The sequence below is a fragment of the Streptomyces sp. NBC_01294 genome (genome assembly GCF_035917235.1).
GTDB classification, from domain to species: Bacteria; Actinomycetota; Actinomycetes; order Streptomycetales; family Streptomycetaceae; genus Streptomyces; species Streptomyces caledonius.
The window spans coordinates 7,176,775-7,192,572 of sequence record NZ_CP108423.1 but is presented as its reverse complement, the minus strand read 5'-3'; the positions used below and the strand labels follow the sequence as shown (position 1 = coordinate 7,192,572).

Below are 15,798 nucleotides of genomic sequence, written 5' to 3'. Positions count from 1 at the left end.
CGGCCGGCCCGCGCCTTCGGGGACGGACTCACCATCCGGGGTCGGGAGTGGCCGGGTCAGCCCGACGTGCCGGGTGGGGCTGGACGCCGGTCATCAGGACGTCCAGGCCCCGCCGGGTCGTCGCGAGCACGACCCGGTCGCCGGCCCGCAGGACGCGGCCGTGCGGCGGGCGCCAGTCGAAGCCGGTCTCCCGCGGCAAGTACAGACCGCCCAGCGTGTCCGAAGAGGAAGTCGGACGGTACGCCGCCGAGCCCTCCGACGAACCCACCGCCAGCACGCGCCATTCGTTCCGCTTGAACGCCTCGTGGATCGAGAACCCCTCCAGCTCGGGGTGCCCGCCCACGTCCACCACAGTGAACAGCAGCACCCCGCGCTCGACCGGCATCACGCCCAGGACGTGGCGGCCCATCATCGCCGCCGCGAACGAGGGCGCCGCCAGCGCCGACACACTGCGGCTGCGCGTCGGCGCGTGCGGATACGAGGCGCGCAGCGTGTGCGAGACGGTGGCCGCGAAGTCGTCGTCGTAGAGCCGCATGACCACCCTGATGTCCGGATTGGCCTCGCGGGCGGCCATCACGATGTCCAGGTTGGCGCTGTCGTCCCTGCTGAGCACGAGGAGCGACTTCGCCCGCCGGATCCTCGCCAGGTCGAGGACGCGCGGGTCCGTGGCGTCGTCCAGGAGCAGAGGGACGCCGAGTTCGCGGGCACGGGCGACGCCGCGTGCCCGCGGGTCGCGTTCGATGACGACCACCTTGTGGTGGGTGGTCCGCAGCCGACCGAGAACCCGCGTGCCGATCTTGCCGAGGCCGACCAGGACGATGTGGTCGCCGAGGGTCTCGGTGGGCGGGTGGGCGGCGGCAGCGGTCCGGAACGCCTCGCTGGCGTTCATCGTCGCGGCCACGACGAGGGGCAGTACTGCCAGCCCGACGAAACCGGCGACGAGTTGGAGCACCCGGCGCGTCGGCTCCTCGTCCGTCGCGGGGTCTCCCATGGTGAAGATGTCCAGCATCGGCAGATAGACCGCCTTCCACAGCGGTATCCCGTCGACCAGCGTGAGCGTGGCGAGCGACAGCAGCACCACGACGGCGGCGAGGAGTCCGAAGACGGACATGACCTCGCGCGAGACGAAGACCTTCCAGGGCAGTTGCGTGAGCCGGTCACGGAGCCAGCCGCCCGGCCTGCGCGCGTCGGCCGGTGCCTCCGGGACCTGGTCGTGGGTGACCTCCTCCAGCATCAGCCGGCCCTGAGTGAACTGCCGGTGGTACGAGGTGACCGTGTCCGGGAGGAGCTGCGTGCCGTCGGCACCGGGAGTCTCGGCGCTGTCCTGGCTGCGCGGATCGTCTCGGTCCGTCCCTGAGAAAACCGCCAGCGTGGCGAGGTCCGAGGCGTGCGGCGCCTCGCCCGCCGGACGCACCACACCGCGGAACACCTTGCCGTCGACCTGGAGGGTGTGCCCCTGGCCGAGCGCGGCGGCCGCGACCAGCTCGGGCACGGCAGTGTCGGCGTCGGAGAGCACGGTGGTGGAGGCGTCGACGAATCCTTCCTCCAGGTCCGGGGTGCGAGCGGCAACGGCACGGTCCAGGAGTTGTTCCAGGTGACGGCCGCGCTCACGGTGGTACATCCGGATGACCAGCCGGATCGACGGGTTGATGCTGCGGGCGAGCAGCGCGGCCATCATGTTGGTCTGGTCGTCGCCGTAGGTGAGGGCGAGCGCGGCGGCCCGCTCCACCCCCGCCGCCCGCAGGGTCTGATCATCGGGGCGGGCCGAAATGATCAGTTCCACGGGCGAGTGCGGGTTGTGGTGCAGTGCGTCGATCTCCCCACCGTGCTCATCACGACGGGACGGCAGCACCACCGTGACGGTCTCACCGCACACGGCGTCGAGCTCGACCGCGAGCCGACGGGCCAGGCCGTCGTCCCCGCAGATCACCATGTGCTGAGAGCGTGGAGCAACATACGGCAGTAGAGGGATAGTTGAGGTCACATCTGATCAGAATGGATCGGCTGCGCCACGGTTGCACTCGCACGCGAGTTCGCCGTCAATGTTGCGTATGTAAGCGATGCCGGGAGGGAATGGCGGGCCGGCCGGACGATGTCCATGACGACGGGAGACCATCGCCACGGCTGTGGTCGGCGCCCATCAGCCAGGCCCCACAGCACGCCCTGCGAGGGGCGGAGGAACGCCGGGCAGCGACAGGGTCATGGTCAGGCCGCCTCCCGGGGTGTCCTCGGGCGTCAGCGTGCCGCCCATCGCCTCGGTGAGTCCCCGGGAGAGGGCGAGCCCGAGCCCGACGCCCGTGGTGTTGTCGGTGTCGCCGAGGCGCTGGAACGGCACGAACGCGTTCTCGCGGTCCGCCTCGGGGATTCCGGGCCCACGGTCGACGACCCGGAACTCCACACGGTCGTCGAGCGCGCTGGCCGTCAACAGAACGCGCTGTCCAGGTGGGGTGTGCCGGGCGGCGTTGCTGAGCAGGTTGGCGACCACGCGCTCGAGCAGAGGTGGGTCGGCCAACACCGCAGGGGCCTCTTCCACGCTCCGGATGTCGATGACGGGCGCATCGGCGGGCATCCCGTCCAGTGCGGCGGGCAGCACTTCCATCAGGTCCGTGGCTCGTAGGTCCAGCTTCAAGGCCCCGGCCTGCAGGCGGCTCATGTCGAGGAGGTTCTCGACGAGGCGGTTGAGCCGGGCCATCGACTCGTCGGCGGTGGCGAGGAGTTCACCCCGGTCCTCCTCGCTCCACGCCACGTCACGGGCGCGCAGCGATGCGATGGCGGCCCAGCCGGCCGCGAGGGGGGTGCGTAGATCGTGGCTGACCGCCGCGAGGAGGGCTGTACGCATCCGGTCGGCTGCCTTGACGGGTTCGACCTCGGCGGCCGCCTCGGCCAGCCGGGCCCGTTCGACCGCGACCGTGACGTGCGCGGCGAAGGCTGCCAGGACACGCCGGTCGGAGGCGGACAGCGGACGCCCCCGCAGGACGAGATACCCGCCCTGGCCCACCGGGACACACACGGACGAGGTGTTCTCCGTGGCCGATTCGGCGGTGAGCTCGACGGAGTCCATGGCGAAGGTCTCCCTGGTCCGTTCGAGGAGCGCGGGAACGGCCTGGTCCCCCCGCACGATGGAGCCGGCGAGCGAGGAGAGCGTCTCCGCCTCGGCCGTCGCCCGGGCGGCCCTGCGCGACAGCCGCAGCGACCGGTCGATCGTCGCGGCGACGGTCCCCGCCACCACCGCGAACACCACCAGCGCGAGGATGTTGTTGGGCTCGGCGATCGTGAACTCGCCGACCGGCGGGATGAACCAGTAGTTCAGCAGGAGCGAGGCCGTCACGGACGCGACGAGGGCCGACACCACTCCGCCCACGCAGGCCACCCCGACCACCGTCACCAGGAACAGCAGCGCCTCACTGGTGAGGTTGAGGCTGCCCCGGGTCTGATCGAGTAGAAGGGTGAGCGGGAGCACGAGACCCAGTACCGGTCCGGCGATCAGGCGGGAGTTCGGCAGAGTCCGCCGTCGCGAGGGCAGCAGTCTTCCGTGTCCCGCCCGTTCGTGCGTGACCATGTGAACGTCGATGTCCTCGGACAGTGCGACGATCGTCTCACCCGTACCCCGCCCGGTGAGGAAGCGCTCTACGCGACCGCGTCGGCTCGTACCGATCACCAGCTGGGTGGCGTTCTCCGCGCGGGCGAACTCGGTGAGCGCCGTGGGCACATCGTCGCCGACCAGGGAGTGGTAGGTGCCGCCGAGGCTTTCGACCAGCGCGCGCTGGCGGACCAGCGCTGAAGCGGACGCTCCCGCGGCCAGGCCGTCACTGCGCGCTATGTGCACGGCGAGGAGGTCACCGCCCGCCGAGCGGGCGGCGATCCTGGCCGCCCGCCGGATGATCGTTTCTCCCTCGGGTCCGCCGGTGATGGCGACCACCACCCGTTCCCGGGTCTCCCACACTCCCCCTATGCCGTGCTCGACGCGGTACTTCTGCAGTGCCTCGTCCACGCGCCCGGCCACCCACAGCAGCGCCAGCTCCCGCAGCGCGGTGAGGTTTCCGACCCGGAAGTAGTGGGACAGGGCCGCGTCGACCTTCTCCGGGGCGTAGATGTTCCCGTGCGCCATGCGCCGTCGCAGCGCCTCGGGCGCCAGGTCGACGAGCTCGATCTCATGAGCCCGGCGCACCACTTCGTCCGGAACGGTCTCGTGCTGCCGGACCCGGGTGATCTTCTCGACGACGTCGCCCAGGGACTCCAGATGCTGAATGTTGACGGCCGTCACCACGTCGATCCCCGCCGCGAGGAGCGCCTCCACTTCCTGCCAGCGCTTGGCATGGCTCCCACCGGGAACGACGGAGTGGGCCAGTTCGTCGACGAGCGCCACCTCGGGCCGCCGTTCCAGGACGGCCGCCAGGTCCATCTCGGCGTACAAGCCTCCCCGGTACGTACGTTCCACGCGTGGCAGGACCTCCAAGCCGGCCAGCTTCTCCTCGGTCAGGCGGCGTCCGTGACACTCGACGAAAGCCACGACCACGTCCGTACCCCGGTCCGCCCGCCGCCGCCCTTCATCCAGCATCCGGTACGTTTTGCCCACGCCGGGGGCCGCCCCGACAAAGACTTTCAGTCTTCCGGGCCGGACAACCGCCTCCGCCACGTCACGTGCCTCCTCACGCCGAAGAACGCCCCGGTCCACGAAGGGGCTCCCCTGAGTGGCAGAGGCACACAAGTCCTGCTCACGCACATCATCGGGCGAAATTCCGCCGGATCGCGGTTGAGCGCGAGCACATTGACGCTGTCCTGACACAGTCCATGCGGATATGGTGAAGGCGGTGTGCCGGGAAGTCTGGTCGGCGTGACGGGTCACGTGGCCCCGATCTCGATTCCAGGGGTCCAAGGGGCGGCATGCGCAGCGTTGGTACGGTCTTGTTTCTCGTCGTCCTCGCCACCCTCGTCGCGACTGGTGCGCGCCGCTGGCGCATACCGGCTCCCTCCTTGCTCGTCGTCGCGGGCCTCTTCGTCGCCCTGCTGCCCGGGGCCCCCGAGATACACATCACCCCGGAGATCATCGGCCTCGTCGTCCTGCCGCCCCTGCTGTACGCCAGCGCCGAGGAGCTGTCGTGGCGCGAGCTGCGTGCGGTGTGGAAGCCGGTGTCCGTGCTCGCCGTGGGTCTCGTACTGGCCTCGGCCGCGGTGGTGGGATTCGTGGCCTCCGCGCTGACTCCCCTGTCCTGGCAGATGGCGCTGGTCCTCGGGGCTGTGCTCGCGAGTACCGACCCGGTGGCGGTCACCGCGCTCGGCCGGCGGCTCGCGCTGCCGCCCAGGGTCCAGGTCATGGTCCAGGCCGAGAGCCTGTTCAACGACGCCACCTCCCTCGTCCTCTTCCGGGTCGCGGTGAGCGTTGCGATCGCCTCCTCCGCGGTCTCCTGGGGCAGCGCCGGCAGTGAGTTCGCCCTGCTTGCCGGAGGCGGCACCCTGATCGGGGCCGCGATCGCCGGCGTCGTGATGCTGATCCGGCGCCGCATCGAGGACCCGGTCCTGGAAACGGTGGTCGCGCTCGTCACCCCGTACGCCGCCTACGTCCTGGCCGAGACCGCCCACACGTCCGGCGTCACCTCCGTGGTCGTGGCCGGCGTCCTCGTGGGCGGCAGCGGCGATCGCCTGACCAGCGCACGCATCCGCCTCCAACTGCACGCCGTCTACGGCACGGTGGTCTTCCTCCTCGAAAGCGTGGTCTTCAGCCTGATCGGGCTCTCCCTGCCGGGCCTGATCCGCGAGCTGGGCGACGAGAACCGGCTCTGGCCGGTGTACGCACTGGCCCTGGCCGGCACCGTCATCACGGTACGGGTCCTGTGGATCTTTCCGCTCTCCGCCCTCCTCCAGGGGAAGAACGGGAAGGCCAAAACCAACTGGCGGATCCCCGCCGTCCTGTCGTGGGCGGGAACCCGGGGTGTCATGCCTCTCGCCGCAGCCTTGTCCATCCCCATCGCCGCTGCGGACGGATCTCCGCTGGCTCAGCGCCCTTTGGTGCTGGTCCTGACCTCGTCCGTCGTGGTCGTCACCCTCGTCGTCCAGGGCTTCACCCTCGCCGCGGTCGTCCGCCGCTCGGGGATCGGCCTCGAACCGGATCACACCGAACGCGAGGAGGTCGGCGCGCGACTGAGTCTGGCCGAAGCGGGTCTGCGCCGGCTGGACGAACTGTCCGGGCTCGAGGCCGCACCCGAGGCGGTACTCGATCGACTCCGTCGTGCCCTGCAAGCCCGCCGCGACCACGCCCACGACAGGCTCGGCGACGACGAGGGGCCGTACGAGTCCGCCGACCAGGTCTACCGACACCTGCGCCGCGACCTGATCAATGTCGAGGCCGCTGAACTCCGGCGCCTCTACGACGACCACCACATCAGCGACACCACCCGCCGACAGCTCCAGCGCACGCTCGACCTGGAAGAGGCACGGCTCTCCGACCTGTGAAAGACCCTCCACGAATAACCGCGTCAACATCGCATCAATATTCCGGAAAACCGCGCGGGAGCCCCTCCAGCGGAGAGACGGGGAATCGGCCATCTCACCCATCCGGGGCTCTTGCCGCTGCACGGCGAGACAAGGCCTGCAGGAGCGCTGCCTGGAAGGTCTCCGTTCTGCCGCGTGTTCCGCCGATTCGGTGTCCTCAACGGGAACCGGCCATCCGATCCGGCCCTATTGCAGCGCCAGGAAGCGGATCCATAGCCTGATGGCGCATCGAGAGTCCCTTTACTCGAACCCCGCTCGAACCGAATGAGTCGGCAGGGGAAGGCTCGCACAAGCCGCGGAAGGGATCACCATGAGCATGCGCAGTACACGCCCTTTACTTTCTCTCTATCGAGCCATTTACACGGCAGGCGTCGTCGCCCCTCTCATGGCGGCAATGCTCGCGTTATGGTTCGGCCTCAGCCGCCCGAGCTGGACCGGGCTGATCATCGCGGCGGCTCTCATCGGACTCCTGCTCTTCATCGCACGAAGGCGCCTGGCGGAATTCCGCTCATTGCATCACCTGCCGGGGCCGAAGCCTTCGTTCTTTCTCGGGAACACGGTCGACCTGTTGGCCGGCGGGCACGGCGGCCGGCACGAAACGCTCCAGGCCCTGCACGCCGAGTACGGGCCCATCGTTCGACTCCATTTGGCGTGGGGAAGCTCCCCCTTCGTGTCGCTGTCGTACGTGTCCCCCAACCTCTACAAGAAGGACCTGGACTCGCACCGTCGGGCCGACCGCACTGTGCTGGCCCGCAGCCTCATGGGTGTGGAGGGAGGCGAGCTGCACCGTTCCCGCCGGCAGGTGATGTCACCGTCCCTGACGAATCGCCGCGTCGCGGAACGGGCTTACGTCCTGAAGGACGTGTCCAGCGTGTACGTGGACAAGTGGAAGCACGTGGACGAGACGTACGACGGCCTGCAGTCCGACCTGCGCGACTGGAGCGTGAACTGCCTCAGCGCCTTCCTCTTCGGTGACGACTGGCATGTGCAGGCGGATCTGCACGAGTACCACCGCGCGCTCGGCGCCATCGAGGAAGAGGTGAGCTTCCGGGCGTTCCACCCGTTCTTCGTCAGGTGGATCTTCCCGAGGCGGCGGCGCCGGGTCAGGTCCGCGTATCGCCAGGTCGCCGTCGTCCTCGGCGCGGTGATGAGCCGCCGCGAGCAACGCGTTCCCCCCTCCTGTCCGGCACACCAACGGCCGGACGACCTGCTCGACCGGCTGACGCAGTCGCCCTGGTCATCCGAGGACCGCGTCGAAGAGATGATGTCCCTGGTGCTCGGCGGCGCCGATCCGATGTCCTACGTCCTGTCGCAGGCGCTGGTCATGCTGTCCCTGGATCCGCACGTGCAGGAAAAGGCGCGCAAGGCGATCGAGGCGGCCCCTCCGGAGGACGGCGACACCATCCCGGAGCCTTACGTCCGAAACATCGTCTACGAGACGCTGCGGCTCTTCCCGCCGGTCCCGTTCAGCGCGAAATTCACGAACGACCTGACCCTGGAGGAAAGAGGCGGGAACATCCCGCCGGGCACGGTCGTCATGTGGATGAAGAACGCCATCGGAAAGAATCCGAGCATTTTCAGCGAGGCGGACCGCTTCAACCCGGACCGATTCTCGGCAGACAGTACAGAGCACGACACCATCAACGATTTCCTTCCCTTCGGCGCCGGCCCTCGGCACTGCATAGGAAACCGGCTCGCCGAGCAGCAGTGCGCCGTCATGCTGACCGAGATCCTGAAGAACTTCTACGTCGTTCCGGACGAGAGCATCGAGGTGTCGTTCCACTCGACGATCTCCGTAGTGCCATCGGCCGTGCCGGTCAGGCTGGTCGAGCGCTGAAAGGATCCGATATATGACAGAGACTGGCAGGTCCGCACCGATCGCTCTGCATCGCGCCGAGGGTGAGGGAGAGGCGCTTTGGTTTCTTGATTTCCTTGCGACGGTCAAGGGTTCGTCGGCGGAAATGAACGGGGCGGCGTCCGTCATCGAACACCTCGGCCGGCGCGGTTCAGGCTCGCCACTGCACGTGCACCACAACGATGACGAGTGGTGGTACGTACTCGATGGGGAGATGGCCTTCTGGGTGGCGGGCCAGGTCATTCAGGCAAAGACCGGGGCTTTCGTCTACGGCCCCCGCCATGTGCCCCACACGTTCCTCGTGACCTCTGACGAGGCCAGGTTCCTCCATGTCACGGAGCCCGGAGGATTCGACGGGTTCACGCGTTCCCTCGGGAGGCCCGCGCGCGCCCTGGAGATTCCGTCGGAAGAGATCGCCCCGCTGGACCTTGAGCGGCTGCCCGCCATCGCCGCCGAGTACGGAATCGAGGTGCTCGGACCTCCCGGCATCCCGACCGCGATCCCCGACTTCGGACACCAGAAGGAGACCCCGTGACCATGCCCTCACCGCTCTCGGACCCGTCCATCGTGCCCGACCCCTATCCCGTCTACACCGACCTCGCTCAGCGCGAACCGGTCCACTGGTCCGAAGGCCTGAACGCCTGGGCGGTCATGAAGTACGCCGACTGCGCCGCCGCGCTGAAGGACCCCAGGCTCAAGGCCGAACGGATGGAAGAGGTGCTGGACGTGAAGTTCCCGGGCCAGCCGCTGCCGCCCGAAAGCATCTACCACCGGTTCACCAAGAACGTCATGATGTACACCGACCCGCCGCGTCACGACGCGCTCCGCAGGTCCACGCAGGCGGGCTTCACCCGCGCCGCCCACGAGCACTACAGCCAGGTCATCGAGCGCGTCGCGACCGACCTGGTCGCCTCGGTCCCCGTCCGCACCAAGGAGATCGACGCGGTCTCCGCTCTGGCCGCCGAGCTCCCCGTGCGCTCGGCCGTACGAGCCTTCGGTGTGCCGGAGGAGGACCTGGACTTCGTCATACCGTGCGTGGACACCCTCATGACGTACTGGTCCGGGCCCCAGGACCAACCGGTGCAGCTCGACCGTCTCCTCGAACTCCTCACGGACCTGCACACCTACGCGTCGGAGCTCGTCGAGGGCAAGCGCGGCAAAGTCGTCCCGGACACGGTCATCGCACGCCTCGCGGCCGCCCAGGACCACCTGACCGAGACCACGCCGGAGCAGACGGTGCACCAACTCGTGCTGCTCTTCATCGCATTGTTCGCCCCCACAACACCAGGCTCCCTCAGCAGCGGCATGCTCTCCTTCGCCCACAACCCGGATCAGATCGCCCGCTTCCTGGCTGACTCCGCATGCGTCGACAACACGGCGAACGAGGTCGTCCGCTACAACGCGTCCAACCAATTCACCTGGCGCGTCGCGAAGACGGACGTCGAGGTGGCCGGCGTACGCATCGGGGCGGGGCAGAGTGTCGCCCTCTTCCTGGGCGCGGCAAACCGGGACCCCGGCGTGTTCGAGCGGCCCGGCGCGTTCGATCTCGACCGGTCCAACAGCGCCAAGCATCTGTCCTTCGGCCTCGGGCTCCATTCCTGCCTCGGCAGGCAGATCGCCAACCTGCAGCTCAAATGGTTCTTCGTCGCACTACTCGCACGCTTCCCCGGCATCCGGCTGGCCGGCGAGCCCACCTGGAACCCGAACCTCGAATTCCGGTCCCTGCAGTCGCTGCCTCTCAGGCTCAGCTGACGGGAGCCACCCCGGCGCCCCCCGCCTCATGCGAGGAAACCGTGAACTCCAACGCCCTTCCCACCCTCACGTCCGCCCACCCTGCCACCGCCTCGGGACCTGACGGCATCGCTGTCACGGACCGGGACGAGGCCGAGGAGTTCCTGCGCCAGTTCCATGCCGAGCATCCCCGCCAGTCCGTCCCGCTCGACCGGCGCCTCCACCAGGTGCGGGCCGCCATCGACGACGCGGGCACCTACCGCCACACCCCGGGCGAACTCGCCTTCGGTGCCCGCGTCGCGTGGCGCAACTCCAGGCGCTGCATCGGCCGCCTGTACTGGAACAGCCTGCGTGTCCTGGACCGCCGCGACGCCACCCATCCGGAAGAGATCCACCAGCACCTGTGCGAACACCTGCGCCAGGCGACCAACCTCGGCCGCATCCGCCCCGTGATCAGCGTCTTCGCCCCCGACACACCCGGCCGACGTGCCCCCCGGGTGTGGAACGACCAGCTCATCCGCTACGCCGGCCTCCGCCGCGACGACGGCACGGTACTGGGCGACGCGGCGTACGTGGGCTTCACCGAGCTGGTGCGCAGGCTCGGCTGGCAGGGTCCCAGTGGCCCTTTCGACGTACTGCCCCTGGTGATAGACACCGCTGATGACAAGCCCCAGCTCTTCGACCTGCCGCGGGATCTGATCCTGGAGGTCCCCATCACCCACCCGGACTGTCGGCGAATCGACGATCTGGGCCTGCGCTGGCACGCCGTACCGGCCATCTCCAACATGCGCCTGCGGGTCGGCGGCATCGACTACCCGCTCGCCCCGTTCAACGGCTGGTACATGGGCACCGAGATCGGCGCCCGCAACCTCGTCGACGAGGACCGCTACAACCTGCTGCCCACCGTCGCCGCCTGCCTCGGCCTGGACACCAGCAGGGAGAGCACGCTGTGGCGCGACCGCGCACTGGTCGAACTCAACGTCGCCGTCCTGCACTCCTTCCATACCGCGGGCGCCCGGATCAGCGACCACCACACCGAATCCCGCAACTTCCTCACCCACCTGGGCAAAGAACAACGCCACGGCCGCTCCGTCCCCGTGGACTGGAGCTGGATCGTCCCCCCGGTGTCAGGCGGCATCACCCCCGTCTTCCACCGCTACTACGACGACGCCGACCAGCGCCCCAACTTCTACCCCGACGACCGCGAGCCTGACGATGCGTCAGGCCAGGACGGGTGCCCCGTTCGACATTGACCCAGGCCGTTGACTCAGAGGTCGACCACCTCGGATCCGGGGAGCACTGGATTTCAGCGCAATGGCGAGGCCAGCGAGATAGTGCACCGAAGGCACGGAGATCCCTCGGCAACGGAAGACCACGACCACGCGCATCACCCAGCACCAGGGCTCCGTCGTTCTGGCTGAGCATCCGGTTTGATCACGTGATGCCCCAGGGCGACGAGTGGCGGACGACGTCGCCAGAACGACGGTGCCCTGAGCCGGCACCACGCGGGAAGGCCACACCGCCTCGACGTCAGTTCCGCGTCAGCGCCCCGCCCAGGAGGCGTCAGGACTGCGTCAGGGCCCTATCGCGCACGCCTAAGATGCCGTTCGCTGGTGAGGTTGAAGTCCTCATGAGGGGTAAGGGCGAGTACGGGTGAGTACCGAGACTGTCGTAGGCATCGTCATCGCAGTGAGCCTGGTCGGATATCTCGTCCTGGCATTCCTCTTCCCGGAAAAGTTCTGAGCAGTCGGTCCCAGACGCGGTGGCCTTGCGGCCGGGCCTGGGGCGCACTGCCTGCCAGCCCCAAGAACCGCACCTCCCTTCGCCGGGCTGGCCGGGCGCGGCGACGGCGCTGGGGCCGCCACCTGAGCACCTCCTCAATCGGGGAATTCCGGGCATGGGCGATGGCGTGCCGCGATCACTGGTCCAAAGGGTTCATCCGGCGGGTATACCCTGCTCGACGGCCTATGTCCCGCGCGTACCGAAAGGCAGGTGAGACCCACGATGTGTGGTGAACCTCCTAGTCGCACGCCGCGGGACGCTGCCACGACCTGCCCCTAGGCGGATCGGAAGGCGGTGTCAGCGGCGTGCCCTCGTGCATCCCCAACGCCTTCTCCTCCCTGCCTGCCGAAGGACTCCGTCGTGTCCGAGCGTCGTCACCTGCGTGCCCTGCGCGCGTTCAAGAAGCCCGCCAAGCGCCCCTCCCAGCCCCGCCCTGCCGCCGAGCAGCGCGGACCGGCCGCCGCGGCCGAGCCGCAGGCGGTCCGCGAGTCCAGCGTGATCACTGCCGCGATCTACCGCGACGGAGTCCGCACCAGTACCCATGACTCGCTCGCCGAGACCTTCGGCAAGCTTCGCGAGGAGGACGGCGGGATGGCCTGGATCGGCCTGCACCGGCCGACCGAGGCCGAGCTGCTGTCCGTCGCCGAGGAATTCGACCTGCACCCCCTCGCGGTCGAGGACGCCCTGGAAGCCCACCAGCGGCCCAAGCTGGAACGCTACGGCGACACCCTGTTCGTCGTCCTGCGCGCCGCCCGCTACCTGGACGACGCCGAAGAGGTCGACTTCGGCGAGCTGCACATCTTCGTCGGACCCGATTTCGTGATCACTGTCCGCCACGGCGCCGCCCCGAACCTGGCCGCTGTCCGGCGTCGCATGGAGGACAGCCCGGATCTCCTCAAGCAGGGTCCCGAGGCCGTGCTGTACGCGATCCTCGACGCGGTCGTCGACGACTATGCGCCGGTGGTGGTCGGCGTGGAGAACGACGTCGACGAGATCGAGACCGAGGTCTTCCGCGGCGACCCGAAGGTCTCCCGCCGCATCTACGAACTCTCCCGGGAAATGGTGGAATTCCAGCGCGCCACCAGACCGCTGATCAGGATCCTGGAAGGGCTGACGGCCGGATTCGAGAAGTACGGCATCGACGAGGAACTGCGCCGCTACCTGCGCGACGTCGCCGACCACGCCACCCACGTCACCGAGCGCGTCGACGGCTTCCGCCTCGCTCTACAGGACATCCTGGCCGTGAACGCCACGCTCGTCACCCAGCAGCAGAACGAAGAGATGAAGCAGCTGGCCCACGCCAGCCACGCCCAGAACGAGGAGATCAAGAAGATCTCGTCCTGGGCGGCGATCCTCTTCGCACCGACTCTGGTCGGCACGATCTACGGCATGAACTTCGAGACCATGCCCGAGCTCAAGTGGGCCGTCGGCTACCCCTTCGCCCTGGCCCTCATGGGTGTGGTGTGCCTCAGCCTGTACGTGGTCTTCAAGCGCAGGGACTGGCTCTGAACCCGTAAGGAGGGAGATCAGCTGTGCGCAAGCACCTTCCGAAGCTGTTCGTCGCCGCGATCGCGTCCTGGATCGCGTTCATCGTGATCTGGATCTACCTCAGCGGATAGGGTCTCGCCCTCCCGGTCGCCCGGCGAGAGCGGGTCAGAGCCAGCCGTTGCGGCGGAAGCCCCGGTGGATGACGAAACAGGCGACGGTGATGACGCCGAGGACCAGGGGATAGCCGTAGGTCCAGCGCAGTTCGGGCATGTGGTCGAAGTTCATGCCGTAGACCCCGCACACCATCGTCGGCACGGCGATGATCGCGGCCCAGGCCGTGATCTTGCGCATGTCCTCGTTCTGGGCGACGGTCACCTGCGCGAGGTGGGCCTGCAGGATGGAGTCGAGCAGCGCGTCGTAGGAGGCGATCTGTTCCGTGGCCCGGGTCAGGTGATCGGCCACGTCACGGAAGTAGGCACGGATGTCCGGCTCGATGACGGGCATGGGCTGGGTGGCGAGCTGCTGCAGCGGCCGGTCCAGCGGCGCCGCGGCCCGCTTCAGTTCCAGCAGCTCCCGCTTGAGCTGGTAGATCCGGCCCGCGTCGCCCCGGCCGCTGTGATCGCTGAAGACGGCGGTCTCCACGGCGTCGATATCGCTCTGCACCGCGTCCGTGACGGCCAGGTAGTCGTCGACCACATGATCCGCTATGGCGTGCAGGACCGCGGCCGGCCCCTTGACCAGCTGCTCCGGCGTGGCTTCGAGAACCTCCCGCAGCGGGCCCAGAGAGCCGTGCCCACCGTGCCGGATCGTGATCACGAAATCCGCGCCGACGAAGGCCATCAGCTCGCCGGTGTCCACCACCTCACTGGTGGCCGTCAGCTCCCCGTGCTCGACGTAGCGCACGGTCTTGAAGACCGCGAACAGCGTGTCATCGTACCGCTCCACCTTGGGCCGCTGATGCGCGTGGACCGCGTCCTCGATCGCGAGCGGGTGAAGGCCGAACAGCTCGGCGAGGCCGGCGAACTCCTCCTGGTCCGGCTCGTGCAAACCGATCCAGACGAATCCGTCCCCCGACTTGCGTACCCGCCGCAGGGCCTCGTCCGCCTCGCAGTCACCGTGCTGCCGTACGCCGTCGACGTAGACCACGCAGTTCACGACCGCACTGCCCAGCGGCGACCGCGCCGGGTGGCTGAGGTCCACGGCACGCCGGTAACTGCGGCGCACCGCCTGACGGATGTTGCTGAACATCGACACTACGACTCCTTCGGCGGACCACCGGCCAGTCTGACGCCACGCGGAAGACCTTCCGACCGTCACGGAACGTGTTCGGCAGGGAAAGCCCGACAAGGTATCAAGCGTGGGCGGAGTCCGGCCTCGAACAGTGGACAAAGCCACCCTCCGCACCAGGGCTGCAATCTGCCACGAGAGGCGACTTTCCACTAATGACGATCCGTCAGAAATCCAGTCGGGCAAGCGTCGAGCGAGCGTCAAGATATCACCTGTAACGCCCACAACGCACATAATGCGCACCGACAAACCTGCAGGTCAGGCACCCTTCGCCAACGGCTCCAGGATCGCCACGCACTCCATGTGGTGCGCCATCGGGACAAGTCGAGGCATCCGATGCATGGGAGCTCCGTCGAAGCTGACGCCCAGTGCCGCCCAGTGACGGTCGTGGGTCCTACATGGGGGGTGACAATGACGCACGGTTCCCCCTCCGGCTTTCCCCCTCCGGCTTCCACTCGAGGCCGCAGCGAACCGTTGGTTGCGCCCCTGGGCGGAGCAAGATCCGGGCCAGCTACGGGCCAGCACCGCACGATCGACGACGGATCCCTCTATTTTGCCTGGTCAGGAGCGGCATGGTGCGTGTACCACCAGCACTCGAAGAACTTATTAGTAAGTTATTCCCCCAAGAAGATCGGCTTCTTCTAAACTTTGAGCACGGTGCCTGACCTGCGCAATAGGCAGGTCAGGCACCGTTCCCTGGTCCCGGGACGCCACAGAAGTCGGGTGATTCCAGAGTTCACTTTCCTCCGGTATCCCACGTCATAGAGAAGATCCGGGCCATGCGCGGGCCAGCGCGATCGCCGTTCCACCGCACATACCAGCAGACACAGGCCGTCTTCGCTGCCCGCACTGACCTTGAATGCGTGATGTCGGCCTCGTCGGGGTCAGCTCTCCATGCTCAGGCCGGTTCCCGCCAGGCATCCGCCGACCAGGTGTGGTCGGTACTGGATCTGCTTGCGGCTCCGTTTCACGGCTTCGCCAGCTGGTCAAGGTTGGCGGCAGCGAGGTTGCCGACCATGCCCAGAAGCAGAGCGCGAACCCGGTGGTGGCCAGGGCCAGCACGGCTCCCGGCCGATGCTCCGCCAGGCTCCGGCTCCGTACGTCGGTTCACGGGTCGTCCTCCTGACGCAGATGCGGCCTGAGACCCGTACGTACGTCTCCTCCGG

General features: G+C 68.2%; 10 protein-coding genes and 1 pseudogene. 7 read left to right on the top strand and 4 right to left on the bottom strand.

Translation table 11 applies throughout. From position 1 onward, the window contains the following. Positions 1 to 28 precede the first annotated feature (28 nt). Both OG534_RS32530 and OG534_RS32525 read right to left on the bottom strand, forming a co-directional pair. Positions 29 to 1,933: an NAD-binding protein gene (locus tag OG534_RS32530; RefSeq protein WP_326592831.1), complete on the bottom strand. Its 1,905-nt coding sequence runs from the start codon at positions 1,931 to 1,933 to the stop codon at positions 29 to 31. A 207-nt stretch (positions 1,934 to 2,140) separates the two neighbouring features. After that, positions 2,141 to 4,636 (bottom strand): sensor histidine kinase, encoded by a 2,496-nt coding sequence (locus OG534_RS32525; protein ID WP_326592829.1) that lies wholly within the window; start codon positions 4,634 to 4,636, stop codon positions 2,141 to 2,143. Between the two features lie 248 nt (positions 4,637 to 4,884). On the opposite strand from OG534_RS32525, the gene OG534_RS32520 reads away from it, so the two are divergent. The 7 genes from OG534_RS32520 (at position 4,885) to OG534_RS32490 (ending at position 13,366) form a co-directional block, all read left to right on the top strand. Then, entirely contained in the window at positions 4,885 to 6,450 is a 1,566-nt protein-coding gene (locus OG534_RS32520) for a Na+/H+ antiporter (RefSeq protein ID WP_326592827.1), read from the top strand. Between the two features lie 349 nt (positions 6,451 to 6,799). Then, positions 6,800 to 8,326: a cytochrome P450 gene (locus tag OG534_RS32515; protein WP_326592825.1), complete on the top strand. Its 1,527-nt coding sequence runs from the start codon at positions 6,800 to 6,802 to the stop codon at positions 8,324 to 8,326. Positions 8,327 to 8,339: 13 nt separating this feature from the next. Continuing rightward, complete coding sequence (locus tag OG534_RS32510) at positions 8,340 to 8,879, top strand: quercetin 2,3-dioxygenase (RefSeq protein WP_326592823.1); 540 nt, start codon at positions 8,340 to 8,342, stop codon at positions 8,877 to 8,879. Positions 8,880 to 8,881: 2 nt separating this feature from the next. Then, positions 8,882 to 10,096 (top strand): 4-nitrotryptophan synthase, encoded by a 1,215-nt coding sequence (txtE, locus tag OG534_RS32505; RefSeq protein ID WP_326593977.1) that lies wholly within the window; start codon positions 8,882 to 8,884, stop codon positions 10,094 to 10,096. A gap of 41 nt (positions 10,097 to 10,137) precedes the next feature. Further along, a complete protein-coding gene (locus OG534_RS32500) occupies positions 10,138 to 11,328 on the top strand; it encodes a nitric oxide synthase oxygenase (RefSeq protein ID WP_442807178.1) in 1,191 nt (396 codons plus the stop codon). A 400-nt stretch (positions 11,329 to 11,728) separates the two neighbouring features. Further along, positions 11,729 to 11,818, top strand: a complete 90-nt coding sequence (kdpF, locus tag OG534_RS32495) for a K(+)-transporting ATPase subunit F (RefSeq protein WP_326592821.1) — start codon at positions 11,729 to 11,731, stop codon at positions 11,816 to 11,818. 399 nt (positions 11,819 to 12,217) lie between these two features. Beyond that, positions 12,218 to 13,366, top strand: a complete 1,149-nt coding sequence (locus tag OG534_RS32490; protein WP_326592819.1) for a magnesium and cobalt transport protein CorA — start codon at positions 12,218 to 12,220, stop codon at positions 13,364 to 13,366. Positions 13,367 to 13,510: 144 nt separating this feature from the next. On the opposite strand, the gene OG534_RS32485 is transcribed toward OG534_RS32490, so the two are convergent. Both OG534_RS32485 and OG534_RS38765 read right to left on the bottom strand, forming a co-directional pair. Next, positions 13,511 to 14,593: a magnesium and cobalt transport protein CorA gene (locus OG534_RS32485; RefSeq protein ID WP_326592817.1), complete on the bottom strand. Its 1,083-nt coding sequence runs from the start codon at positions 14,591 to 14,593 to the stop codon at positions 13,511 to 13,513. A gap of 923 nt (positions 14,594 to 15,516) precedes the next feature. After that, positions 15,517 to 15,647 (bottom strand): annotated as a pseudogene (locus OG534_RS38765) (IS630 family transposase); the annotation flags it as partial. Positions 15,648 to 15,798: the final 151 nt, after the last annotated feature.

Bases quoted from the DNA above. Each gene is read 5' to 3' on its own strand.
- OG534_RS32520 (WP_326592827.1), top strand. From the start codon at position 4,885: ATGCGCAGCGTTGGTACGGTCTTGTTTCTCGTCGTCCTCGCCACCCTC.
- OG534_RS32515 (WP_326592825.1), top strand. From the start codon at position 6,800: ATGAGCATGCGCAGTACACGCCCTTTACTTTCTCTCTATCGAGCCATT.
- OG534_RS32530 (WP_326592831.1), bottom strand. From the start codon at position 1,933: ATGGTGATCTGCGGGGACGACGGCCTGGCCCGTCGGCTCGCGGTCGAG.
- OG534_RS32510 (WP_326592823.1), top strand. From the start codon at position 8,340: ATGACAGAGACTGGCAGGTCCGCACCGATCGCTCTGCATCGCGCCGAG.
- OG534_RS32485 (WP_326592817.1), bottom strand. From the start codon at position 14,593: ATGTTCAGCAACATCCGTCAGGCGGTGCGCCGCAGTTACCGGCGTGCC.
- txtE (WP_326593977.1), top strand. From the start codon at position 8,882: ATGCCCTCACCGCTCTCGGACCCGTCCATCGTGCCCGACCCCTATCCC.